This window comes from Anabaena cylindrica UHCC 0172 (assembly GCF_034931625.1).
GTDB lineage: Bacteria > Cyanobacteriota > Cyanobacteriia > Cyanobacteriales > Nostocaceae > Anabaena > Anabaena cylindrica_A.
In genome coordinates, this window is the sequence record NZ_JAYGGY010000094.1 from 33,713 (window position 1) to 58,553 (window position 24,841).

General features: G+C 36.5%; 20 protein-coding genes and 1 pseudogene. 12 read left to right on the forward strand and 9 right to left on the reverse strand.

Going from position 1 to position 24,841, the window contains the following annotated elements:
* Window positions 1–25 precede the first annotated feature (25 nt).
* Both VB713_RS20985 and VB713_RS20990 read left to right on the forward strand, forming a co-directional pair.
* Complete coding sequence (locus VB713_RS20985) at window positions 26–5,779, forward strand: AAA family ATPase (RefSeq protein WP_323313444.1); 5,754 nt, start codon at window positions 26–28, stop codon at window positions 5,777–5,779.
* Between the two features lie 723 nt (window positions 5,780–6,502).
* On the forward strand, window positions 6,503–7,918 hold the full coding sequence (locus tag VB713_RS20990) for an AAA-like domain-containing protein (RefSeq protein ID WP_323313445.1): 1,416 nt from the start codon (window positions 6,503–6,505) through the stop codon (window positions 7,916–7,918).
* Between the two features lie 72 nt (window positions 7,919–7,990).
* Here the strand turns inward: VB713_RS20990 and VB713_RS20995 are convergent, their stop codons facing one another.
* Window positions 7,991–8,587 (reverse strand): RNA polymerase sigma factor, encoded by a 597-nt coding sequence (locus VB713_RS20995; RefSeq protein WP_323313446.1) that lies wholly within the window; start codon window positions 8,585–8,587, stop codon window positions 7,991–7,993.
* A 375-nt stretch (window positions 8,588–8,962) separates the two neighbouring features.
* On the opposite strand from VB713_RS20995, the gene VB713_RS21000 reads away from it, so the two are divergent.
* From VB713_RS21000 to VB713_RS21015, 4 genes and pseudogenes are all read left to right on the forward strand, one after another.
* Window positions 8,963–9,109 (forward strand): hypothetical protein, encoded by a 147-nt coding sequence (locus tag VB713_RS21000; protein WP_323313447.1) that lies wholly within the window; start codon window positions 8,963–8,965, stop codon window positions 9,107–9,109.
* Between the two features lie 39 nt (window positions 9,110–9,148).
* Window positions 9,149–10,144, forward strand: a pseudogene (locus VB713_RS21005) (DUF2887 domain-containing protein).
* A gap of 297 nt (window positions 10,145–10,441) precedes the next feature.
* On the forward strand, window positions 10,442–10,705 hold the full coding sequence (locus VB713_RS21010; RefSeq protein WP_323313448.1) for a hypothetical protein: 264 nt from the start codon (window positions 10,442–10,444) through the stop codon (window positions 10,703–10,705).
* A 216-nt stretch (window positions 10,706–10,921) separates the two neighbouring features.
* Window positions 10,922–11,524, forward strand: a complete 603-nt coding sequence (locus VB713_RS21015; RefSeq protein ID WP_096666057.1) for a hypothetical protein — start codon at window positions 10,922–10,924, stop codon at window positions 11,522–11,524.
* Between the two features lie 22 nt (window positions 11,525–11,546).
* On the opposite strand, the gene VB713_RS21020 is transcribed toward VB713_RS21015, so the two are convergent.
* Complete coding sequence (locus VB713_RS21020) at window positions 11,547–11,738, reverse strand: hypothetical protein (protein WP_323313449.1); 192 nt, start codon at window positions 11,736–11,738, stop codon at window positions 11,547–11,549.
* 81 nt (window positions 11,739–11,819) lie between these two features.
* Here VB713_RS21020 and VB713_RS21025 point away from each other — a divergent pair, with 81 nt between their 5' ends.
* The 3 genes from VB713_RS21025 to VB713_RS21035 are packed head-to-tail and all read left to right on the forward strand — an operon-like array spanning window position 11,820 to window position 12,458.
* Window positions 11,820–12,077 carry a prevent-host-death protein gene (locus tag VB713_RS21025; protein ID WP_323313450.1) on the forward strand — a complete coding sequence of 86 codons (258 nt, stop codon included), beginning with the start codon at window positions 11,820–11,822 and terminating at the stop codon, window positions 12,075–12,077.
* A complete protein-coding gene (locus VB713_RS21030; RefSeq protein WP_323313451.1) occupies window positions 12,074–12,283 on the forward strand; it encodes a type II toxin-antitoxin system VapC family toxin in 210 nt (69 codons plus the stop codon). The genes VB713_RS21025 and VB713_RS21030 overlap by 4 nt, the downstream gene beginning before the upstream one ends.
* 34 nt (window positions 12,284–12,317) lie before the next feature.
* Window positions 12,318–12,458: a hypothetical protein gene (locus VB713_RS21035; protein ID WP_323313469.1), complete on the forward strand. Its 141-nt coding sequence runs from the start codon at window positions 12,318–12,320 to the stop codon at window positions 12,456–12,458.
* A 59-nt stretch (window positions 12,459–12,517) separates the two neighbouring features.
* On the opposite strand, the gene VB713_RS21040 is transcribed toward VB713_RS21035, so the two are convergent.
* From VB713_RS21040 to VB713_RS21055, 4 genes are all read right to left on the reverse strand, one after another.
* Entirely contained in the window at window positions 12,518–12,667 is a 150-nt protein-coding gene (locus VB713_RS21040) for a hypothetical protein (protein ID WP_323313452.1), read from the reverse strand.
* Window positions 12,646–12,954 (reverse strand): hypothetical protein, encoded by a 309-nt coding sequence (locus VB713_RS21045; RefSeq protein WP_323313453.1) that lies wholly within the window; start codon window positions 12,952–12,954, stop codon window positions 12,646–12,648. Before VB713_RS21045 ends, VB713_RS21040 begins: the two co-directional genes overlap by 22 nt.
* 55 nt (window positions 12,955–13,009) lie before the next feature.
* Entirely contained in the window at window positions 13,010–13,888 is an 879-nt protein-coding gene (locus VB713_RS21050; protein ID WP_323313454.1) for a hypothetical protein, read from the reverse strand.
* A 317-nt stretch (window positions 13,889–14,205) separates the two neighbouring features.
* Window positions 14,206–15,177, reverse strand: a complete 972-nt coding sequence (locus VB713_RS21055; RefSeq protein WP_323313455.1) for a sigma-70 family RNA polymerase sigma factor — start codon at window positions 15,175–15,177, stop codon at window positions 14,206–14,208.
* 274 nt (window positions 15,178–15,451) lie between these two features.
* Here VB713_RS21055 and VB713_RS21060 point away from each other — a divergent pair, with 274 nt between their 5' ends.
* The gene (locus VB713_RS21060) at window positions 15,452–17,701 is read left to right on the forward strand and encodes an AAA-like domain-containing protein (protein WP_323313456.1); all 2,250 of its coding nucleotides are present in this window, start codon (window positions 15,452–15,454) and stop codon (window positions 17,699–17,701) included.
* A 305-nt stretch (window positions 17,702–18,006) separates the two neighbouring features.
* On the opposite strand, the gene VB713_RS21065 is transcribed toward VB713_RS21060, so the two are convergent.
* From VB713_RS21065 to VB713_RS21075, 3 genes are all read right to left on the reverse strand, one after another.
* Window positions 18,007–18,780: a phosphatase PAP2 family protein gene (locus VB713_RS21065; protein ID WP_323313457.1), complete on the reverse strand. Its 774-nt coding sequence runs from the start codon at window positions 18,778–18,780 to the stop codon at window positions 18,007–18,009.
* A 119-nt stretch (window positions 18,781–18,899) separates the two neighbouring features.
* Entirely contained in the window at window positions 18,900–19,898 is a 999-nt protein-coding gene (locus VB713_RS21070; RefSeq protein WP_323313458.1) for a hypothetical protein, read from the reverse strand.
* Between the two features lie 9 nt (window positions 19,899–19,907).
* The gene (locus tag VB713_RS21075) at window positions 19,908–21,449 is read right to left on the reverse strand and encodes an MBOAT family protein (protein WP_323313459.1); all 1,542 of its coding nucleotides are present in this window, start codon (window positions 21,447–21,449) and stop codon (window positions 19,908–19,910) included.
* Between the two features lie 457 nt (window positions 21,450–21,906).
* Here VB713_RS21075 and VB713_RS21080 point away from each other — a divergent pair, with 457 nt between their 5' ends.
* Together VB713_RS21080 and VB713_RS21085 are read left to right on the forward strand one after the other, a co-directional pair.
* On the forward strand, window positions 21,907–23,190 hold the full coding sequence (locus tag VB713_RS21080; protein WP_323313460.1) for a dicarboxylate/amino acid:cation symporter: 1,284 nt from the start codon (window positions 21,907–21,909) through the stop codon (window positions 23,188–23,190).
* Window positions 23,191–23,284: 94 nt separating this feature from the next.
* Entirely contained in the window at window positions 23,285–24,496 is a 1,212-nt protein-coding gene (locus tag VB713_RS21085; RefSeq protein ID WP_323313461.1) for a class I SAM-dependent methyltransferase, read from the forward strand.
* The last annotated feature ends 345 nt before the right edge of the window (window positions 24,497–24,841 follow it).

Consider the following 24,841-nt stretch of genomic DNA (forward strand, 5'->3'; position numbering starts at 1 on the left):
TTATCTACATATCAGCCAATTAATTATGAGTTCTAATACTGAATACGAAATTTTAGTCAAAATTTATGAAAGTGATAACTCATTAGTCTATAAAGCTACCATCCAACCAGATCATCAACCTGTTATTCTCAAAATTCTCAAAGATGACTATCCTGATGCTGATGAACTGTTCAGATATAAGCAAGAATATGAAATTATTCATTCCCTAAATGTTCAGGGAGTTATTAAAGCATATAATCTACAAAGATATAAAAATAGTTTAGTCATACTTTTAGAAGATTTTGGTGGACAATCTTTAAAATTGTTAATGTCCAAGCACCAATTGAGCTTAGAAGAATCTCTGACAATTGCTATTAAAATTACTGAGAGTTTAGGAGATATTCATAATGCTAATATTATTCACAAAGATATTAACCCTGCCAATATTGTCTATAATCCTGAAACCAAACAACTGAAAATAATTGACTTTGGAATTTCTAGCCGTCTATCTCAAGAAAATCAGACAATCTTTAATATTAATAAATTAGAAGGAACATTAGCGTATATTGCCCCAGAACAAAGCGGTAGAATGAATCGGGGGATAGATTACCGCAGTGATTTTTATTCTCTTGGTGTAACCTTATATGAAATGTTGACCTATCAACTCCCCTTTGAAACGAATGACCCAGTAGAACTAGTACATTGTCATCTCGCTCAAAATCCCAAAAGACCTGATGAACTAATTTCCTCTCTTCCTTTAACAGTATCAAATATAGTCATAAAATTATTAGCTAAAACCCCAGAAGAAAGGTATCAAAGTGCTTGGGGAATTAAAGCTGATTTAGAAAGCTGTCTTCAACAATTGAAGACTTTGGGACAAATTTCTCAGTTCCCTTTAGCGAGTCAGGATATTATTGATAAGTTTTATATTCCTCAGAAACTCTACGGTCGAGAACAGGAAATAACTCAACTATTAACTACTTTTGAAAGAGTGACTCAAGGTCATACAGAGATGATTTTGGTTTATGGTTATTCAGGCATCGGTAAATCTGCTTTAGTCAATGAAATTTACAAACCTATTACACGCGAAAGGGGATACTTTATTAGTGGCAAATTTGACCAGTTGCAGAGGGATATTCCCTACGCAGCAATCACTCAGGCTTTTCAAAACCTAATACGTCAACTCTTAAGTGAACCTGAAACAACACTAAAAACCTGGAAAGAAAAAATTTTAGAAGCTTTGGGAAGCAATGGTCAAATCATCATTGATGTCATTCCTGAACTTGAAAATATTATTGGTAAACAGTCATCTGTTGAACCACTAGGATCTGCTGAGGCTCAAAACAGATTTAAATTATTTTTCCAAAGATTTATTGGAGTTTTCAGAAAAAAAGAACACCCTCTAGTTATTTTTCTCGATGATTTACAGTGGGCAGATTTACCGTCTCTGAATCTAATTGAATTATTAATGAAGGATACTGAAAGTCAATATTTATTGATCATTGGGGCTTATCGAGATAATGAAGTCAGTCCTACTCATCCTTTAATGTTCACATTAGAAAAAATTAATCAGGTAAAAACAACGATAACTCACATTATTCTTAAACCATTAGCAATAAACTATGTAAAACAATTACTTTCTGAAACTCTCAGATGCACAACCGAAAAATCACAACCTCTAGCAGAATTAATCACCAGTAAAACTAATGGCAATCCTTTCTTTTTAAATCAATTACTCCAATCTCTTTATAGAGAAAAATTTTTATTATTTGACAATAATAAAAAATGTTGGTATTGGGAAATTGATTACATTAAAAAAGTAGGAATTACTGATAATGTAGTTGACTTAATGGTGAAAAAAATTGAGAACCTGAATCATGACACTCAGAATGTTCTTAAATTAGCCGCCTGTATTGGCAATCAATTTAATTTAGATATTCTCTCTGTCGTTACTGGTAAGTCTCCAACAGCTACAGCACATATACTACAGATAGCAATTAGGGAAGGATTAATCCTATCTCTCAGCGCAGAATACAAAATTCCCATGCTTTCGAGTCAGGAAGAAATATATATTAATAATTCTGAAATATCTGATGATTTTCTTCTCCAGGTTTCCAATTCTATACAATACAAATTTTTGCATGACCGAGTTCAACAAGCAGCATATATTTTGATTCCAGAAGAGGAAAAACAGGCAGTTCATCTGCAAGTAGGTAGGCTGATGCTAAAAAATATTCAAGTAGATGAATTGGAAAAAAATATTTTTGAAATTGTCAACCAACTAAATAAAGGATCTAAATTAATTACAGTACAATCCGAAAAAGATGAATTAGCTAAATTAAATTTGCAAGCAGCTAAAAAAGCAAAAGCATCAACAGCCTATGAACCTGCTTTGAGATATTTAGAATCTGGTCTAGAATTATTAGCAGTAAATAGCTGGGAGAGTTTCTATGAATTGACGCTAGAAATTCATATCGAAATATTGGAATTTCTCTACTTAAATAGCAAATTTGAGCAAGCTGAAAAATTGGCTGATTTTGTTTTGCAGAACGCTAGAATAACCCTCGATAAAGTCAAAGTGTATGAGTTAAGAATCCAGTCATATAGAGCGCAACTTCAGTTGGAGTTAGCAATAGATACCGGACTGGAAATTCTCAATTTATTGGGGTTAGTCTTACCCAAACAACCAAGCAGGCAGATAATTTTAACTAAACATCTTCAGATCAAATATCTCCTGAAAAAAAATGAGGTTGAAGATTTAGTTAACCTACCACCAATGACTGACTCATATCAACTTGCAACTATAAATATTCTATCAACTATTATATCTCCTGCATTTTCAACTAATCCACAATTATATTATTTCGTAATTCTGAGCATGAACCATATCTGTATTGAATATGGAAATTCTGCTCTAGCTTCTATTGCTTATGTTTATTATGGTTCTTATTTATCGGGAATATTGGGAGATGTTGATTCTGGCTATAGATTTGGTCAATTATCTTTGCAGATATTGGATAAATTTAATGTCCAAGGATTGAGATCAATAATTTTACACTCCTTTCACAGTTTTATTAAGCACTGGAAGGATGATGCCAATAAAGAACTCGAATCATTAGTTGAGGCTATTCAAATTGGAATTGAATATGGAGAGATAGTATATAGTAGCTATGCATCTGCAAGCTATTGTTATAATCTATTGTTTTTTACTGGCAAAACTTTGCCATATATTGAACAAGAAGTTAATAAATATATAGATTTATTTGCTAAGTATAATGATAAATATGGATATGAGCTTTTAGATTTTTGTGGAAAATTTTGCTCAAATTTAATCAAAACTGAAGCCAATAAAATAATTGTAAATACATATATAGACAATGATGATAATGAAGTCAATTTTTATATAGAAAATAGTGCCTATGTTTTAGTATTTTTTGGAATATTTTTTAAATATATGTACTTGTATTTCTTAAAAGATTATGCTTCAGCTTTGGAAAAAAGTAATTTATGTGAAAAATACAAAAATTGTGGTGTGGGAAGTCAGTTAACCGCTCAACACAATTTTTATCAATCTTTAACTATGTTAGCTTTAGCTCAAAATAGTGATAATAATCAGCGTGAACAGTTTCTCAAAAAAGTCTCATTAAATCAAAAGCAAATGAAAAAATGGGCAGAAAATGCCTTAGTCAATTATCAAAATAAATATGATTTAGTTGCTGCTGAAAAAGCAAGAGTTTTAGGACAAAATTGGCAAGCAGAAGAATTATATGAAAAAGCTATTCAAGGTGCTAAGAAATATGAATTTATCCATGAAGAAGCTTTAGCTTATGAACGAGCAGCAGAATTTTATCTGCAACTAGGTAGGGAAGAAATTGGTCAGTTATATCTGAGAAATGCCCACCATTGTTATACACATTGGGGAGCTAAAGCCAAAGTCAAACAATTAGAACATGAATATCCACAATATTTTATAGGAACTACAAACAAAGGCAAGGCTAAAAGCCTCAGTCCCACTATTTCTACTAGTGGTAATGATGGAACATTCCTCGATTTAACAACAGTTATTAAAGCATCTCAAGTCCTAGCAGGGGAAATCGTTCTGGGTAATTTGTTGGCAAAATTAATGAAAATTGTGATTGAGAATGCAGGCGCTCAAAAAGGTTTTTTGCTTCTAGATTCTGATGATAACTGGGTGATTGAAGCTGTGGGATCAATAGATTCTGATGACGTTAACATACTACAATCTATCCCAGTAGACTCACCAGATGCCTCCACCCATGACCCGTTACTCTCATCTGCTATCATCAATTATGTCGCTCGCACCCAGGAAAATGTAGTTCTCAATGATGCCGCTAATGAGGGACAATTTACCCGTGATTCTTATATTATCGCTACTCTACCGAAATCAATTCTCTGCACTCCCTTACTCAATCAAAGGAAATTGAGCGGTATTTTATATTTAGAAAATAATCTCACAACGGGAGCATTTACACCAGAGCGAGTTGAAGTTTTAAATATTCTTTCTAGTCAAGCTGCTATCTCAATTGAAAATTCTCGCCTCTACACAACCTTAGAGCAAAAAGTAGAAGAACGTACTCAAGAACTATCACAAACTCTAGATATTCTCAAAGCTACTCAAGCTAAATTAGAATTTGAAAATGCCCTATTAAAAAGTGACGAAGAAGCTTCAAGTTATAATTATCAAGTTGGCGGTAGTTTGCCAATTGATGCTCCTACTTATGTAGTGCGTTCTGCTGATCGTTATCTCTATAAAGCATTAAGAAGTGGAGAATTTTGTTATATTCTCAATACCCGACAAATGGGTAAATCAAGTTTGATGGTGCGGATGATGCACTATTTACAACAAGAAGGTTTTTGCTGTGCTGCTATTGATATGACTCGAATTGGTAGTGAAAACATTACCCCAGATCAATGGTACAAAGGATTAGCTGTAGAGTTATGGCAGGGTTTTGACCTGTTCGGAAAGGTGAATTTAAAAGCTTGGTGGCAAGAAAATATCGAACTTTCTCCTGTGCAGAGATTGAGTAGATTTTTTGAAGAAGTTTTGTTAAATGAAGTTAAATTATCAGATGGTACTCCTGCACCAAAAATAGTTATCTTTTTAGATGAAATTGATTGTATTTTAGGTTTGGAATTTTCAGTCAATGACTTCTTTACTTTAGTTCGCTCTTGCTATAATCAGCGAGGTATTAATCCAGAGTATAAGCGATTGTGCTTTGTTTTATTGGGAGTTGCTACACCTAGTGATTTAATTACAGATTATCGCCGAACGCCTTTTAATATTGGTCAGGCTATTCAACTGCAAGGCTTCCAATTACACGAAGCTCAACCTCTACTACATGGGTTTTCAGACAAGGTTAGCAACCCGCAAGCGGTACTTAGAGAAGTATTGTTCTGGACTAACGGCCAGCCTTTTTTAACCCAAAAGATTTGCCAGATGGTTCGCAATTCCTCATCTTCTATATCTGAAAAAAGTGAAAAAGCCTGGGTTGAGAATTTAATCCGCACTAGTATTATAGACGATTGGGAAGCTCAAGACGAACCAGAGCATTTAAGGACGATTCGCGATCGCATCCTCAAAGGTGAACAACCAGCTACTTCAATGCTAGAACTCTATCGACAAGTTTTAGAACATGGAAAGGTGAAAGCAGCGGATAGTCCAATTGAGCGAGAATTGATATTATCAGGGTTATTAGTTAAAGAAGAGAGTTATCTAAAAATCCATAACCGGATTTATGAAGTTGTTTTTGATAATAGTTGGATTTTACAAAATATATGATAGGTTTTTGATTTAAATAGGTTGCTTTTCAGCATTTATAGTAGCTTTTGTTTTAGTACAAAGCTTTTTAAATTAAATTAAATTAAACTTGATTTAGTTTGTGAATACATTAGTCGCTTTTTGAAGCGTCACTCACCCCATTTATTCAATGAGTAGTAGGGTGGAAATATTCGCTGTCCAAAAATTCAAGCTATTCACAAAAATATTATCAATAAGATTTATTGACATCTTGCTTAGTATAGACAAAATTTACTTTATTTAACTATTACGCTGCGGCATTTGCCTGTGAGTACAGAAGCTGATATTGAACTTGGTACTCCAAGTCAGTATAGGTAATTCACCTAAATATTCGTCATATCATGATATTCTCTAAGAGCAAGGGCGTAGTAATAAATAATCTAACTTGACAAGAGGTCTAATACAAACTCAACCTTGTTTGGAGAAATCTCTCTGCAAGTCGGATCAGGATACAATATTGGGTTAAGAATTTTTGTAGGTGAGGTGAGGTTTCGTTCCTCAACCCAACAAATGCTTGTAAATGTTGGGTTATGACTCTGGCACACTATGTGTATGCTTGCAGCAAGCTTTGCGAATATGCAACGCTAACGCAAACAACCCAACCTATGTAATTTCATTTTTTTGAGCTTAACCGACAAGTATTGGATCAGGATAAAATTTAATCGAATAAATATGCATAAATAAAAGCTTTTACGCCATATTGTTATGAATTTTAATTTAGATGATGCCATAAAAATCGCTAATCAAGCTGTTTTAAAAACATTTTATAGAAACTTAACTGATGTTGAAATAATTGTCATTAAAGGAGCTTGGGAACGAGAAGAATATGATCAAATTGCAGCCAAAAACCAGTATGCAACCAGTTATATTAGTCAAGATATTGCTCCCAAGCTTTGGAAACTGCTCACAGATGCCTTAGGCGAAAAAGTCAGAAAAAGTAATTTTAAAGAAGCATTAAAACGACATTGGGAAAAGCAATGTTGGAATAAACAATTTGCATCTGAATCTTTTTTATCAAAACCCGAATTAATGGCTACTAACGGTAAACATCACAATAGTAGACTAAAAGAATTACCATCTCCGACCTATCAAGTTAAACAAGATTTTCCGCCTTCTGAATTGTATGTGGAGCGATCTTCAATTGAATTTCTTTGCCATGAAACTCTGTTGCAACCAGGTTCCCTGATTCGGATTAAAGCACCTAAGTTAATGGGTAAAACCTCACTCATGGAACGGGTATTGGCTAAAGTGACAAGGCAGGGCTATCGTACAGTTAGTTTAAGTTTAAAGATGGCGGATCGAAAAACTCATCTCACCAATCTAAATAAATTTTTACGCTGGTTCTGCCTCAATCTTAGCCGAGAACTCAAGCTACCTAATCAGTTAGATGAATGTTGGGATGAAGAAGGCATGGGTGCGAAGGTAAGTTGCACAACTTATTTAGAAGAGTACCTCTTGGCTGCTAATGACAATCCTCTCGTTCTCTACTTAGACGATGTGGATGCACTTTTCCCCTATCCTGAAGTTTACGAAGACTTTTTTGGGTTGTTGCGCTCTTGGTATGAGAAAGCCAGAAGCCGTGTCAATTGGAAAAAGTTGCGATTAGCGATCGCACATTCTACCGATGTTTATATCCGCCTGAATATTAATCAATCTCCTTTTAACGTGGGATTGCCCATTGAACTGCCAGAATTAACAAGAGAGCAGGTACAGGAATTTGCTCGACAATATGGATTAGCTGGAGACGAATTCTTAATAGACCCTTTAATGCAATTAGTAGGTGGTCATCCTTATCTGTTGGAACAGGCATTTTCTCATATCAAAAGTTATCCCAATGTTACCCTTGATCAGTTGTTAGCAGAAGCCATAACAGATGCAGGTATCTATCGTCATCATTTAAGGGAATATTGGTTGAGTTTGCAACAGGAAACAAAATTAATGGCAGCATTTCAAGCAGTGATTTCTTCTACTGAGCCAGCGAGATTAGAAACGATATCAGCTTATCAGTTACAGAGTATGGGTTTGGTGAAGTTTGCTGGCAACGAAGTAGAGCCGCGTTGCCAATTATATCGGCGTTATTTTAGTGATGTGATGAGGAATCAGGTAAATGATAAATTATAAGTCGATTCCAAATAAATCGGTGCAGATTGCCTTTCATAATTTGCGCTTCAACACACAGATAATCTCTTCTGTTTAGTTCAAAGTGTCCTCAATAAAATATTCCTTCAGTTCGTCTCGTAAAATTGCTCTTGCTTGCGAAATACGCTTGCAGACATTTTGATAGGATATATTTTGCTGTTGGGCAATCTCTTGATAGGATAATTCCTGATAAAAATGCAGGATAAAAGTCTCCCGTAATCTGATTGGTAAGTTATAAATAGCTTCACGAATTACAACCATTTTCTCCTCTGTCTCCAAAGCACTTTCTGATATATTGAAATAAAAAACCTGATTTTTTTCTTCTAGTGCAGCGTAAATTTCTATATTCTCAACTCTATTAACGTCGCGATTTCGCTCTCGATGAATGTCTACACATAGATTATGAGTCAGTCGCGTCAACCAAGCCTTAAAATTAGTAATTTCCCCTGCGTATTTTTGTAACTTTTCCCACGCTCTGAACATCGCCCGGTTCAAAGCTTCCTCAGCATCACTAGGATTGCCATTCATCCACCTGAGACAGCAACGATATAGATAATCTTGATTCTGTCGCCATAAATACCAAAAAAATGCACTTATATTTTCAGTACGATCGCCAAAAAATAATCTAGTATCTACTGGATAATTAAACATAACTTTTATCTTGATAAAACATTTTAAAATTGATAAATCTAATAAAAGCTACCCTCTCTCAAACAGTATGAAAAATCATTTCTCAACTAATTGAATATTAGTTAATGATTTACTTTTCTGGATATCAAGTTCACATAATTCATATTCTACTTTGTCTTTAAAATCAGTATTTCAGTTTAATTCAGTATTAATAATACTCATTTAAAATGAGCTAATTTAGTTAAATTCAGGTATAGATTGACATGAAACCGCTCTACGGTATTTATTTGGCGCAACTTTACACAGAATTGATATCAGAGTTCTGAATCAAGAATAGAAACTTGCCAGGCTTTTGCGCGATCGCCCTTCTCCCCACAAAAATGCGATAAGCAAAGCTTGAGCCTTCGGCTATCGCACTTCCTACATCCCCAAAGTGATGTCTACGACGGGCTACGCCTACGCACTTCTCCCTACAATGATACGATCGCGTGGCTTTGGGTGCAACCAAGCGATCGCGCGATCATCAAGACAGTAAAAGCTTAAAATTGATGAGGTGCAATCAACCCTCAAGTAAAAACGTCCATGCGTCGAGATTCGATTTTTTATAAACTATTTCAACAATATCCAAATTTATTGTTTGAATTGTTGACAAACCCACCAGAAAATGCAGATGCATATCGATTTGATTCGGTAGCTGTGAAAGAACCAAAATTTGAAATTGACGGGGTATTTCTGCCACCCACAACTAAAAATCCTGGGGTTGTTTATTTCTGTGAAGTGCAGTTCCAGAAAGACGAGCTACTTTATGAAAGGGTATTTGCAGAATCTTACTTATATTTTTACCGGAATCGTGCCAGATTTAGTAATTTGCAATTAAGTAGGTAGGCGAAAAAAAACAGAAGTATGTAACGAAACGTAAAGTTGCCTCAAAACCTCTTCCCTCCTGCCTTCTGCCTTCTGCCTCCTGCCTTGTCTCAACGATAAATATTTATGCCCACCTACTTAGTGATAATTTACCCATCCCGTAAGATTGAGCAAAGTGATACTCTTCCTTATGAAAATCTACTCAATAGTTCCCAGGTAAATCGCATATATTTGGATGAGTTGGGTAATATTCGCCAATTACCTGTATGGGTAGGCTTGATGGTGTTAACTACCCTAGAGGATGAACAAGCAACCCAGGAAGCAAGGTATTTGTTAGCGACGAATCAACAAGAAGAATCTCAAGCAGGAAATAGCGCCATAATAGAGTTAATCACAACGATAATGGTGTACAAGTTTGAAAATAAAACTCGTATAGAGGTAGAAGAGATGTTAGGAATTACACTTCAAGAAACGCGGGTTTATCGGGAAATTAAGGAAGAGGGGATACAAGAGGGAGAACAACGAGGACGTGAGGAAGGAGAAAAATCTCTTATTCTTCGTCTGCTAAATCGACGGGTGGGGGAATTACCACAGGATATTCGTCAACAGGTTGAAGCTTTGCCTTTGGAACAGTTGGAAAATCTTGGTGAAGCATTACTTGATTTTAGCAGCCTGGTTGATTTACAAGCTTGGTTAAATCGGGAAAATATTTAGTAAACCTCTTGCGATCGCACCTTTTCCTCATAAAAAAGCGATCGCTCCTTCATCCCCAAACTCTACCAACCGCGATCGCACTCCTTCATCTCAAGTTCAACTAAAAAGCGATTGCACTTCTCCTCATAAAAAAGAGAACTGACAAGTCAGCGCTTGCGCTATCGCATTCCGGTAAAATGGCTTTGATGAAAGATCAGCGATCGCAACAAAGTGTTCATTTGACCGTTGCCATCCTGTAAATAAATGGAATGTGAGATATAATTTATTTGTCACTCAATCAATCTATATTAACTTGTTATGGATGCTTTAAACCTACGCACAAAAGTTATTACAGAAATAAATCTTGTTCCCCCAGAGAAATTAGAAGAATTATATAATTTTATTCATTATTTTCGCTTAGGTATAGAAGTATCTCAACCTTCATTTAATAAAAATATGCAGTTTGCTGGATGTTGGAATGATATGTCAGATGAAGGATTTGCTAACTTCAATGAAGAAATAATCGCCCGTCGCCAGCAAGCATTTTTAGGAAGAAGAAGTGATGAAGCCAGCGTTGATTGACACAAATATTTTATCTTTTTTCTGTATCCGCTCAATAAATGGGAGCGGACTACCTGTTGGGGAACGATCTTACGCCATTTGAAGCTTGTCATCGAAGGATTTACCCCGGATTATTGAGCGGTTACTTTTTTCTTCCGTAATCATAGTCTAGTTGTTTGAATTCTTATTCAACAAAATAATTACATCAAAATATTGCCAATTATAGAGAAAACTTTTATGCCTTATAGTAAATTTACGTTGAGTAAAGCTGTAGATGATTTTCAACTGACAATTGTTGAAGGTGATCGCTTTCTACCAGAGATTTCCCCATTTAATCCGAGTTCTTTGCTCAAAGATACATTGAAAGAAACGATACCTTGGGCAGTTGCAGTAGGTAGTGAAAAAGCGCGTTCTGAAGGCATTATCAATCCCGTTTTACTAGAAGTCAAACGTCAGCTTCATGGACAAATTAGTGTCTTTTCCGGCGAAGAGTTCAACGTGCAGCCAGAAGTTGATTTGACGGGTTATGTTGATTTTCTGATTAGTCGCTCTCCAGAGCAATTGTATATTAAAGCCCCGGCAGTGGTTTTGGTGGAAGCGAAGAAAGAAGACCTAAAACCAGGACTGGGACAATGTTTAGCCGAAATGGTAGCAGCACAACGCTTTAATCAACAGAAGCAGCAGCCGATTTCCACAATTTACGGAACGGTGACAAGTGGTACGGTTTGGCGGTTTCTCCAACTAGAAGGACAAACAGTAACCATTGACTTGAATGATTATCCAGTACCACCAGTTGATCAAATTTTGAGCTTTCTGATTTGGATGTCCCAGAATGGCTGAGGTAGGCGTTGGGGTTGTTGGGTTAGGAAGTAGCGATCGCTTTCCGGTAAAATACCGCTTGATGGATAAGTGGGGCGATAGCGAAGCGCTCCGCAGGAATCGCCTTCCGCAAATCAGAAAAGCGATCCCATTCCGGTAAAATGACTTTGATGAAAGATAAGCGATCGCTCTTGGGGATAAGTAGGGCGATCGCCGTATCCCTACAGGGAAGCAAGCTACTTTTAATCTGAAAAGTAAGTTACGCTTTGGAAAGATGAAGCTATAATAGACAAATATAATGTTCAAAGTAACAACTATGTCAACCAAAACACTGGATATTCAACAATTACAAATCAGCGTTAGTCAATTACTCTCCTTGATTAAAAATGACCAAGAAATAGTAATTACTAATGGGAATACTCCCATTGCTAGATTAACTCTACTTAATTCTATTGAGCCAAATGTTTGGGAATCGGAAAAGACTCCACGTCCAGGATTAAATTTAGGTGCAATGGTCATGAGTGATGATTTTGATCAACCTTTATCCGATGAATTTTGGTTGCAAAATCCATGAAATTACTGTTAGATACACATACTTTTATTTTTTGGGATAGTCAGCCATCAAAACTGTCTCAAAGAGCCTTAGAGCTATTGACGAATAAAGATAATCTTAGATTATTGAGTGTTGTTAGTCTCTGGGAAATACAAATTAAACAGCAGTTAGGTAAACTAACATTAAATAAAACTTTAGAAGAAATTATTCTTATTTCAACAAAATAATTACATCGAAATATTACCAGTTACTGTTGCTCATATTTTAGCTTTAGATAGTTTACCCCTGTATCATAAAGATCCTTTTGATCGGTTATTGATTGCTCAAGCTAATAGAGAAAATGCTGTGCTGATCAGTTGTGATTCTGTTTTTGCTAATTACTCAGTTCAAGTTGAATGGTAGTTTATTTTGTCTGCTAAAAAGCGATTCCTACGGAGCGCTTCGCTATCGCCTTCCACAAATCAGAAAAGCGATCGCACTTTGGGATAAGTAGGGCGATCGCACCCCTTCATCTCCATCTCAACCAAAAAGCGATCGCGTGGCTTTATGTGCAACCAGGAAAGCGATCGCTTGACAATTAAGACAGTCGCTACAAGATCAGGCGATCGCACCTTTTCCTCTCCAACTCAAGTTCAACTAAAAAGCGATCGCATCCCCAAAAAAGAAAAGCGATTCCTACGGAGCGCTGAGTGCAAGGCACACGCTTCGCGATCGCACTTCCTACACCCCCAAAGTGATGTCTACGACGGGCTACGCCTACGCACTTCTCCCTACAATGATGAGATCGCTTGACAATTAAGACAGTCGCTATGAAGAAATGCGATCGCGTGGCTATTGGGTGCAACCAGGAAAGCGATCGCTTGACTTTTAAGGATGATTTTGCTTGATTTTGAATCAAATATTAATAGTTTCAGTAGCTAATTCATCCTGCATTCAGGCAACACCGATATAGATCAAGAATAGACTATTTTAACATCCGTGAGAGTAATTTTTGTTATATTACTCAAATCACTAATGCTGTTGATAGCCAAATAGCATTGTTCTTGATAATCAAAGGTTGCTTGTAGACAAGTGGCTGTATTGGCTACATAACTTACTTTTCTGCTTGTAGCAGACTCTGGTTGAAGGGTAAAGTTATTGAAGCTCATCCCTAAGAGAGAAACCCAGCAATTCTCATTTGGATTTTCAAAAAGGATCTTTTTCTCATTTTTTAGGACTAGACTAGTAGTAGAAAAAAGACCCCCGAAGAAGTTAACCACTTGATTTGCTGCATCCTTAAATGTATTAGCAATTTTTAAGAATGCCGAGGAAACCCATGTGGTAATAGAATTTGCAAGAGTATTTACAAAATTATCGAGATAGTGCGAAATTTTGTCCACGAAAGAGTCTACCTTACGATTAGCTTCTACAATTGCATGACGAGCATGAGGATGCTCTCTACCTGCTTCCTTAAGCCTTTCTGTTCGTTGTTTTCTACGTTGAGAGTAATTTGCTATTGCCTTTTCATCAGCCGCATCAAGTTCACAATTGAACTTAGCAATATCTGGGGCGGGACTTTCAATGAAATCATAACTCACCTTCGTTAACATTGCTTCTTCTTCAGAATCATCGGCATTCATTTGTGACTCTTCTACATCAAAAATATCTTTCACCATTTGAGGAACTTCTTCATTTTTTGCATTTTCTTTGATATCTGAAGGCAAAATATATTGATAGCGATTACGATTCTTTAAATTTCGGTGTCCCCATGTTTGAGCACAGGAAATAGCATAAGTTTCCATCGTGTCCAAAATTTTCTCGAACTCTTCTTGTGTTATTTTTTTTGTGTTCATTATATCTTTCTCCTTGGTATATTATGATGTTTGTTACAGTCTATTGACGATTCCAGTCGCTAATTCTTGATAATTTATTCAGACATAATTTACCTGATTCTGATGTAATAAAATCGTCAAGTTGTAATTTAGCGGTTAGACGAGATTAGATGTCTTTTTCTTTTTCGTCTTTCCATCTTTAAGACGATTAGCATCGCCAATTCTTGAATTTTTTGAGTTAATTTTTTTCCTAACTCCTGAATGCACTGTATTAGCAGGCAAAGTTGATGTAACCGATAAGTTTGTATCAGTCCCATCCTCCCCCAAAAAATGCCCTTTCAAGTCTTCGCGCAAAATTTTCCGTCCTTGGGAGATGCGCTTGAAAGCGTTATCATAAGAAATAAATTCATCCGACATTTAGTCTCTTCATCTAATTGTGTATTAGCTGAAACTTTTGTAATCAGACTTTTACACAACACCGCCTCAACACACCAACCATCATCGCTCTTTACCTCTAACTTCCCCTCAGAAGTCACCGCAATCATCACCCACTCAGACTGCTGCACATCACGCGCTTCCTCATCCACAACAATCTCCACTTCCTCCACCGCAACTGCAAGTACCGTATTCCCTGCTTCCTCTTCAACTCCCCCATTTCCCTCGGACATTTCCCCTATTTCCGACTCCGTTGCCGTCGCTGGAACAAATTTATACCTATCCGTTTCCTCCTCTCCGATAAAATATCCCTTTAACTCCTCTTGCAAAATCTTCCGCGCCTGGGAAATCCGCTTGCAGACATTCTGATAGGAAATATCTTGCAGTTGGGCAATTTCTTGATAAGAAAGTTCTTGATAAAAGTGCAGAATAAACGTCTCGCGCAACCTTGTCGGTAAGTTATCAATAGCACGACGAATCACAATCTTTTTCTCGTCAGTCTCCATTGCACTTTCTGGTGTATCCTCAAAAGCAACCAGTTCTTGCTCCTCACTAGATGCGTAACCTTCTATATCCTCAACTCGATTCGCGCCCCGACTGCGTTCTCGATGAATATCCACGCAAAGATTATGAGTCAGCGTCATCAGCCAAGCCTTAAAATTAGTAATTTCTCCCTCATACTTTTGCGCTTTCTCCCAAGCTTTCAGCATCGCCCGACTGAGCGCATCTTCAGCATCAATTGGGTTTCCACCCATCCATTTGACGCAGCAACGATAAAGATTATCTCGATAAAGTTGCCATTGCTGCCAGAAAAATACACTTGTGTTTTCCGTGCGATCGCCAGAATCTATTTGATAATCAAAAATAATAGTCATCTTAAAAATGCACTCATAAATTGATGAATTTAATACAAAACAGTCTCAGAATCACTCTTTCACCTACTTGGAGATGAGTTCATGACTGACCAGTTTGGAGGTAAGTATTATCTGATTCATATAATGCTTGGTTTCTCAAATTAGTATTTCAGTTAAATTCAGGAATCTTAAAAATCGGTTAAATTCAGCCAATTCAGTTAAATTCAGTCATTCAAAAACCTCAAACCATGTGATAATTAATCCATATCCAGGTTTTAAGCCTCTGAAAATCCCAATGTTTACCAAACTCAACGCTACCTATCAAGCAGGTGGTAGTCTGCTACCTGATGACCCTACTTATGTGGTGCGACAGGCTGACACAGAACTTTACGAAGGGTTATTAGCACTTGAGTACTGCTATGTCCTCAACGCTAGACAGATGGGGAAATCTAGCTTAAGAGTGCGGATAATGGATAAATTGCAAAATCAAGGATTTGCTTGTACAGAAATTGAATTAAGCGGTATTGGTAGCCAACAAATTACGGCTTCCCAATGGTATGGGGGAATTATTCAAGAACTGGTAAGCGGTTTTAAGCTCCAAATAAATCGGCGTAGTTGGTTAAAAGAACGGGATGATCTATCTCCCATCCAATGCTTAAATGAATTTATCGAAACGGTATTACTAACGCAGATTCAAGAAAAAGTTGTTATTTTTATTGATGAAATTGATAATGTCCTGGGTTTAAAGTTTTCCACTGACGAATTTTTCGCCCTGATTCGCCACTGCTATGAAAGTCGATCTGTCAAGCCAGCTTATAGGCGATTATCTTTTGCTTTATTGGGAGTAGCTACGCCTTCAGAATTGATTCAAGATAAACACTATTCCACACCTTTTAATATCGGTAGAGCTATTGAACTTCGAGGATTTAAACTCCAGGATAGTCAGCCTTTACTCAAGGGATTGATAGGAAAAATCAGCAACCCAGAAGCAGTTTTAAAAGAGGTTCTATCTTGGACTAACGGACAACCTTTTTTAACTCAAAAACTGTGTTGGTTAATTGTAAATTGCTGCAATAACAGCACAGAATTTTATTCTTCTCCAGAGGGCGAAGAATCGCAGTGGGTGGAGAAAATTGTAGAGAATCAAATTATTAAAAATTGGGAAAGTCAGGACGAACCAGAGCATTTAAGGACAATTCGCGATCGCTTACTTCGCAACACTCCCAGAAGCCAACAATTATTACAGCTATATCAGCAGATTATACTAGAGGGAAAAATACCTGCTTACAACTCCCCTGAGTATCTAGAATTGCGATTGTCGGGACTTGTTACCCAATATAGAGGAAGTTTAACAGTTAAGAACCCAATCTATGCAAAAGTCTTTAACTTGGATTGGGTAAATCAAAATCTGACAATACAAACCTCTAATTCAGAGTTGAACAGGCTCAAAGACATCTCTGCAACCGTCTTTGTCTCCGATATTAGCCCCTATAATCCTATGTCTATAGGAAAACTAGATAACTCTCTCAATTCTCGCTGTTATCCAAATGGTGCAGTTCCCCTTAATTCTCCTTTTTATATAGAACGAAATGCGGTAGAAACGCAAATTTATGAGGAAATTAGAAAACCTGGGGCTTTAGTCAGAATTAAAGCACCTAGAGAGATGGGAAAAACATCTTTACTACTGAGAACTTTGGATTATGCCACTCAACAAGGCTACCGCACTGTGAGTTTAAATCTAGAACAAATTGATGATGTAATTTTGAACGATTTGAATCGTTTTTTGCGCTGGTTATGCGCCAATGTTACTCGTCAACTTCAGTTAGAGCAAAAGTTAGAGGACTATTGGGATGAAGATATCGGTAGCAAAATTAGTTGCTCCCTTTATTTTCGTAATCATCTTTTAAAGCAAATAGATACTCCTCTCGTTTTAGCAGTGGATGAAGTCAACTATATTTTTGAACATCCTCAAGTAGCAAAAGATGTTTTACCTCTCTTTCGTTCATGGTATGAAGAAGCGAAGAGACAACCAATTTGGCAAAAGCTACGGTTAATTATTGTTCATTCAACTGAAATTTATGTCCCTCTTCAGTTAAAGCAATCACCATTTAATGTAGGATTACCAATAGAGTTAAGTAGTTTCAATCTAGAGCAAGTACAGCAGTTAGCTCAACTTTACGGACTCAACTGGACTGACTACCAGGAAGCTAGAGAACTGATGGCAATGGTGGAAGGACATCCAGCATTGGTACATATAGCTATTTATCATCTTAGTCGAGGGGACATTAGCTTTACTCAATTCCTGGATACAGCAGCTACATCAAAAGGAATTTATTCCTCTCATTTGCAGCGTCATCAAGCAACATTGCAAGAACAACCTGAATTAGCAAAAGCATTAGATAGTGTTATTAATTCTCACGAACCAATATCATTAGATTCGCTCATGACTTATAAATTAAGTAGTATGGGACTGATCAAACAGTTAAAAAATAAAGTAATACCAAGCTGTGAATTATATAGGCAATTATTTTACATCCAGACATAGCAAACGGGAGCATCCCATCCCCGCCCCTACACGCTTGTCCATTCAAAATCAGCGAACGGACAGTAAATAACGTAAGTTGCTAGTTAGGGAAAATGTCTGATATGGCTCTAGCTTGCGTGACGACGTAGGAGTCATACGCCACGCTATGCCTACGTCACACTACGTGAACGCGAACAGGATATCCAGGATTTAAGGATTTACAGGATTAAAACAGAAAATTATTCACTAATGACCAATGACCAATGACCCATTACCGTTCTCAACTAGATAACTAGCAACTTGAGTTAAATATTTTCTGGCTGTTATTACTCTTCTTTTTTTGAGTCGATTAACTGTTTTTCTTCAGGTAGCAAGGTAGTTTCAACCTGTATGCTGCTATTGATAGTAGTGACTTTATGCAAATTCGGTTTGATAATGAGACTGACACCAATAGCCCAGGCTAACGCAACCATCCAACCGGCGAGAATATCGCTGGGGAAGTGAACTCCAAGATAAAGACGCGTCCAAGCAATGGTTAGGAGGTACAAACTACCAAAAGTCAGAACCAGCCAGCGCCAAGGACGATGCCAAGTTAAAATAACTAAAATTGCTACCAATGTCATACTTGTCATTGCATGACCACTGGGAAAGGCATAGTCAAATTCAGGTGCTTTTGATATCCATAACTGGGGACGTACTCGGTGCATAAATTCTTTAGCTGTGCGGTTGATGAGGAGGCTTCCTAAAGCTGTAGTGAGTAAGTAAGCAAAGGTTCTCCATCTACGATCGCGTAATAAGAGGAGTGCGATCGCACTCAACACAGGTAAAGCAGTCCAGAATGATCCCCATTTCGTCAGCACGACTGCAAAAATATCTAGTCGCGAATTAGCTGTAGAATGAATTGCCATCAAAATTGGCACATCCCAAGGAAAACCACTTTCATTTTGCCAAATCTTCACTGCTAATATTTCCACAACCTGCAAAGGTAAATACACACCTATCAACATCAGCAACAAAGAACGCCAATGGGAAAACAGCAGGTTTTTAAGAAAAATAATTGGTGATTTGCGTCTATCCTTAAACATCTTTGCTTTATTCATAACTACAAGTCTAATTTATATATGGTTTTAACCCAAGTTTTCCATTCTCTACTTCTTTTAGAATAGGGAATAGACCATAAAAAAAGTGTAACTATACGGATTTCTTAATAAAAGACAATTTAATTGGATTTCTGAATATAAGGCTTAATCAGGGATAAAACCTGTTGAGTTCTGACATTTCTACCTTGATCATTAGGATGATAAGTAGTATTAAACATGAGATTATATGATAAAGCAGCTTGATATGGATCTCCGAGTATAGAAACTCCATTTTTTTCATAAAAATTTTGAATTTTTTGGAAAAATGATCTATATTTTGATTGATAAAATTTATCATCTTCTAGCATAACTGGATACAAGGGTAATACCTTAATTTGTCTATCTTTACACCAAATAATAAAATCTCTCACACTTCCCATTTGATCAATTTGATATTTATCATCTGTAGGTAAATCGAATTTATTCTTCAAATTTTTTAATGGTTTGACATTAATATTACATAATTCATCTCCATAATCATTCAATAGAAATCCTGAGTAACACTTTTTTTGTGATGCCCTAATTTTTAAATTAGCCCAAATTTCTTTCTTACTATTTTTACTTAAAAAACTGTTGAATATATCTGAATTTGATAATTGTAGTAAATGTTGGATTTGTTGAAAATGATTGAGATTATTCCAGAAATATTCAGTATCATTTGATAGAATATGTTTAAGATACATTCTTGTTATTTGTTTTTTATCCACATAAAAATTATATTCTAAAGGTAGTAAAACAATATCTCTTTTATTAAGGATTTTTTTCACATCATTGAGAATATATTCAACCCCAAGTCCAGCATGAATTGCTAAATTTACTGTAGGTATTCCTGTTGATTGAGAAATTTTTTCGGCACTGATACCAAAAAGTGAATTGCTACCACTCACTATAATTATTTTCTGCCCAGAAATTGATAAAGCCTTATTCTTTTTATGCTTCTGTGCAACTGCAATCCAATTTTCTGCATCAACAATATTTCTACCAATTAAATAAAATCCAGATACTATATGCAGAGATAAACCTAGCAATACACAAAAAAATAAAATCAAGATGTATAATTTGAATTTTGGTTGATACATAAAAAACTATTAAAATTGAAAATACAAAAACTCAGATTGATTAGCTTCTAAAACTTTTGATAGAGACATAAACAATATTAATCCTAAGCTAACAGCCCAAAACAAATTAGGTTTCCATGAAAATATGGAATTAATTTTCTCAGAATATTTATCCATATTTAAAACAGGTTTATATTTTGACATTATTTGCTGAGTATTAGGGCTAAACCAGACTATTGATAGCAACAATATTAACCAAATAATTCCAGATAAATCTATCAAATTATTAGGAGATATATTGCTAAATGAAAGTTTTACAGAAATACCATTTAATCCTAACATTGATTTCACAATACTCATTGCTCCATTTATTGACTCGGAACGAAAAAATATCCAAGAAACAATTACAGCCAAAAAAGTAATGCTGCGATTAAATAATTTATGTACTATATTGTTTTGTTGATTTTCTTGTGTAAAAAATGATTTTGTACTCGAAACATAGACATTATTAATAACTAGATAAAATCCATGTAGACCTCCCCAGATGACAAATGTCCAGTTTGCACCATGCCATAAACCTCCCAGCAACATTGTTATCATGAGGTTAAAATACCTTCTCAAATTACCCTTGCGATTTCCACCTAGAGGTATATAGAGATAATCTCTCAGGAAGTTAGATAAAGTAATATGCCAACGTCTCCAAAAATCAATAATACTATCAGCTTGATATGGAGAATTAAAGTTAATAGGTAAGATAATTCCAAACATTCTAGCAATACCAACTGCCATGTCAGAATATCCAGAAAAATCAAAGTATAATTGCAAAGTATAAGCTAATAATCCACACCAAACCTCATAAAATGAAAGTATAGTTCCAGCTTCAGCAGCATTAAATAGTGGTGTTGAATAAGCCGATATAGTATCTGCGAAAATGACTTTTTTAAATAAACCTAATGCAAAAATTGTTATCCCGATAGACATATTTTCCCAATTAAATTTATCAACTTTTTTCTCGATAAATTGAGGAACAATATCACCATGATGAACAATAGGCCCAGCGATTAGTTGAGGAAAAAAGATAACAAATAATGAATAATCTAATAAATTATAATTTTGTGTATTACCACGATATGAGTCAACTAAATATGCAATCTGCTGAAAAGTAAAGAATGATATAGCTAAGGGGAGTAAGATATTTCCTAAACTAAACTTACTTCCCATCAAAGCATTTATATTGTCAAGAATAAAGCTTGAATATTTGTAGTATCCTAATCCTAATAAGTTTACAGATATACCTAATAAAAGCAATGCTGGAGATTTCCATGATTGTCCTGAAATTTCTGGATTAGTCTGATGTTGTCTACCTATTAAAACACCTATTGTATAATTAAAAAGCATGGAAAAAATAATCAACTTTAAGTAGGATACATTCCAATATCCATAAAATACTAATGATGTTAAGACTAACCAAGCTTTGGAAATTGTATGCCATTTTAGTCTACTGAAACCTGCAAAAATTAAGAGTGTGATGGGGAGAAATAAGAAAATAAAGATTGAAGAGTTAAATAACATAAAACTAGTCAGTTTTTGCTTGGGTAAGTATATTTATTTGTATCTTTGATAAGTTGATTATGATTTACAATACCTTGTCCATTTTCTGTAGGTTGGGTTAAGCGACAGCGCAACCCAACGCATTTGTTGGGTTATGGCTTACGCCACGCTCTGCGAACGTTCACATTCCACAACCCAACCTAACAAATCAAGGCTTTTTCTAATTTGGACAAGGTATTGAATTTAGATAAATGCTTTTTACTAACTTCGTTATTAAATAATACACCGTAACCTAGTAAATTTGCAATCAAATCAATGCTGTAAGCCATGTAAAGGAAAAATTAAAGGTTGGAGTGTAGTGTAAACATTTGTAAGCCATCAGATAACTGTTGGCATTTGAACAGAGAAACAAATGAAGGATGTGCGTAAAAACACTTTTTCTGTCAAATCCAAAAACTTTATCTGCGGGAAACTAAGCATGGGTCAAGTAATACAGAAAAAATACCTTTTTTCGTGGAAGCGTATTCCGTTAGCATTGCAGATTGCTCTGGCAATTGTCTTGGCAGTACTTGTAGGAAATTTACTCAGTAGTCAAGCAGCAAGTAATACTGCTCTCATCAGCAACTTAGCAATTCCCTGTAACTTAATACTCAAGGCGCTGCGGGCTTTAGCAACACCACTAATTATGTTAGCCGTACTCCACGCCTTTCTCACTGCTGATATCCCAGGTAGATCCGGTCGTCGTCTGACAGTGCTGTTGCTGACCAATACAACTGTAGCCATTGTCATTGGTCTTCTTGTCGCCAACATTCTGCAACCAGGCTCATGGGGTCGTATTTCTCCTCCATCTGGTACGGAAGTAGTTGGTAAAACCCTCGATCCTTGGGGATTAATCCAAGACATCGTTCCAGATTCTATCCTCAGACCTCTGGTTGATAATAATGTCATTCAACTAATTTTTATTTCTTTAGCTTTTGGTGTAGTTCTACGTGCCTTGAAAGCACAACAAATAGAGGAAAACAAAACATATTACCAGGCAATAGAGGGAGTAATTACAATATTATTTGAGGCAGTTATTCGCATCCTGCACTGGATTATCACTTTAGTGCCATTAGCCGTTTTTGGTATCGTTGCCAAAACTGTTGCCCTTCAAGGCTTTGCTCCGTTTAAATCCCTGGGTGCATTCATTATCGCGGTGCTAGTGGCTTTGAGTATACAAGCCTGTTATTACTTACTGCGGGTGAAATTTGGTTCTTGGGTAACTCCTAAAAATTTCTTAGCTGGGGGTTCAGAAGCTTTGTTAACAGCCTTTTCCACTGCTTCCTCAACAGCAACCACACCAATCACTTTTGAGGCGTTGCTACACAAAATTGGTTTACGGGAATCCTCGGCTTCTTTAGGGGCGCTAGTTGGCAGTAACTTTAATAATGATGGAACTGCTCTCTATGAAGCAATGTCAGCATTATTTATTGCTCAAGTATTGGGTTTACACCTTTCTCTACCACAGCAGTTGATAGTTGTCGTCACAGCTATTTTTGCTTCTGTTGGTGCAGCGGGTATACCAGAGGCTGGTTTAGTGACAATGACTCTTGTATTTACTTCCGTTGGTCTGCCTACTGAATATATAGCTTTGCTGGTGACGGTGGATTGGTTTTTAGATCGCTGTCGCACTGCTATAAATGTCATGGGCGATATGACTGTTAGCTGTCTACTTGATGGTAAGAAACGTCTAATTACAGAAACAGTACTGAGTAGTGAGTAACGAGTGCTGAGTAAAAAAGTAACAATCGTACTCAGCATTCCTGAAGAATATCGACGCTTAATTTTTTACACCCAATCTCTAAATCTCAAATTCTATGGATTCCCATCCCGCACTGTGTACAGCTATAGCTAAACGCATTCAAACTAGTCCTCAACGGCGCATTACTTTTGCAGACTATATGGATATGGCGCTGTATCACCCAGAACATGGCTACTATGCCAGTGATGCAGTTAATATTGGGTTTCGGGGCGGTGATTTTTTCACGTCTTCTAGTTTAGGGAGTGATTTTGGCGAATTACTGGCTGTACAGTTTTGCCAAATGTGGGAAATTTTAGGGCAACCGATGCCTTTTCATTTGGTAGAAATGGGAGCAGGTAAAGGTGTTTTAGCATCCCATATTCTGAATTACATACAATTAAACTATCCAGATTTGTTTGCGGCGCTGAAATACATCATTGTGGAAAAGTCCCCAAGTTTAAGGCAAGAACAGCAGCAAAGGTTACAGGAGTTCTCTGTGCAATGGTTCAATTTGGAAGAAATAGCTGCTAATTCTATTACAGGCTGCTTTTTTTCTAATGAATTAGTGGATGCTTTTCCCGTGCATCAGTTCACTATAGAAGCAGGGGAATTGCGGGAGATTTATGTAACTGTTGAGGATAATGGGGAGAATACGCCTGATTTGCCTGGATTTATTGAGGTATTAGGGGAATTATCTACACCGCAGTTAGCAGCATATTTGGAATTGGTGGGAATTGAGTTAAATGCCAATATTTATGCAGATGGCTATCGGAGTGAAATTAATTTAGCTGCTCTTGATTGGTTGAGTATAGTGGCAGACTGCTTGCAGCGAGGGTATGTGCTAACTATTGATTATGGCTATCCTGCCAACCGTTACTATAACCCCAGGCGATCGCAAGGAACTCTACAGTGCTACTACCATCATCGTCATCATGATAACCCTTACATCAATGTTGGGCGACAAGATATCACCGCTCATGTCGATTTTACAGCTTTGGAATCTTGGGGCAACAAGTGCGGTTTAAATCTAGTTGGTTGGACACAGCAAGGTTTATTTTTGATGGCATTAGGTTTAGGGGAAAGAATTGCAGCCCTTTCCTATCAAAAGCAACCAATATCAGAAATGCTAAACCGCCGAGAGGCATTACACCAACTTATTGAGCCGACAGGAATGGGTAACTTTGGGGTTCTAGTACAAAGTAAGGGGCTAACAGAAACAGAAACTTTGCGATCGCCCCAGGCGCTGGCGAAGAGCCAATCGCTTCAAGGATTAACCATACCAGAGTAGAGGTAAAGGTAAAATTCAAAGGTTAAAACTCTATTCCAGAATCCTGTATCAGTCTTTTTTCGACTAGCATAACAGTGATTACTTCAAAATTAAAAACCTGAGAAAAGTAATAATTATGACCGCTCACGACCTACTTGTATTAGCAACACTACTTACTCCCGGCATCTTACTTTCAGTTATCATCATGGCTACTTTTGCCGCAGGTGGCTGATTCTTGGTGATTGGTGTTGGCGGTAGCTTGCCGTATGACTCCTACGTCGTCACGCAAGCTATAGGCATATGGGGAAAAGGTGATTGGTGAATAGAAAAACTATTACCCATTACCCATTACCCATTACCCCATTA

Coding starts and splice junctions, on each gene's coding strand:
- VB713_RS21025 (WP_323313450.1), top strand. CDS start 11,820: ATGTCAACCAAAACACTGGATATTCAACAATTACAAATCAGCGTTAGT.
- VB713_RS20990 (WP_323313445.1), top strand. CDS start 6,503: ATGAATTTTAATTTAGATGATGCCATAAAAATCGCTAATCAAGCTGTT.
- VB713_RS21080 (WP_323313460.1), top strand. CDS start 21,907: ATGGGTCAAGTAATACAGAAAAAATACCTTTTTTCGTGGAAGCGTATT.
- VB713_RS21010 (WP_323313448.1), top strand. CDS start 10,442: ATGGATGCTTTAAACCTACGCACAAAAGTTATTACAGAAATAAATCTT.
- VB713_RS21070 (WP_323313458.1), bottom strand. CDS start 19,898: ATGTATCAACCAAAATTCAAATTATACATCTTGATTTTATTTTTTTGT.
- VB713_RS21050 (WP_323313454.1), bottom strand. CDS start 13,888: ATGAACACAAAAAAAATAACACAAGAAGAGTTCGAGAAAATTTTGGAC.
- VB713_RS21015 (WP_096666057.1), top strand. CDS start 10,922: ATGCCTTATAGTAAATTTACGTTGAGTAAAGCTGTAGATGATTTTCAA.
- VB713_RS20995 (WP_323313446.1), bottom strand. CDS start 8,587: ATGTTTAATTATCCAGTAGATACTAGATTATTTTTTGGCGATCGTACT.
- VB713_RS21055 (WP_323313455.1), bottom strand. CDS start 15,177: ATGACTATTATTTTTGATTATCAAATAGATTCTGGCGATCGCACGGAA.
- VB713_RS21075 (WP_323313459.1), bottom strand. CDS start 21,449: ATGTTATTTAACTCTTCAATCTTTATTTTCTTATTTCTCCCCATCACA.
- VB713_RS20985 (WP_323313444.1), top strand. CDS start 26: ATGAGTTCTAATACTGAATACGAAATTTTAGTCAAAATTTATGAAAGT.
- VB713_RS21030 (WP_323313451.1), top strand. CDS start 12,074: ATGAAATTACTGTTAGATACACATACTTTTATTTTTTGGGATAGTCAG.
- VB713_RS21060 (WP_323313456.1), top strand. CDS start 15,452: ATGTTTACCAAACTCAACGCTACCTATCAAGCAGGTGGTAGTCTGCTA.
- VB713_RS21065 (WP_323313457.1), bottom strand. CDS start 18,780: ATGAATAAAGCAAAGATGTTTAAGGATAGACGCAAATCACCAATTATT.
- VB713_RS21085 (WP_323313461.1), top strand. CDS start 23,285: ATGGATTCCCATCCCGCACTGTGTACAGCTATAGCTAAACGCATTCAA.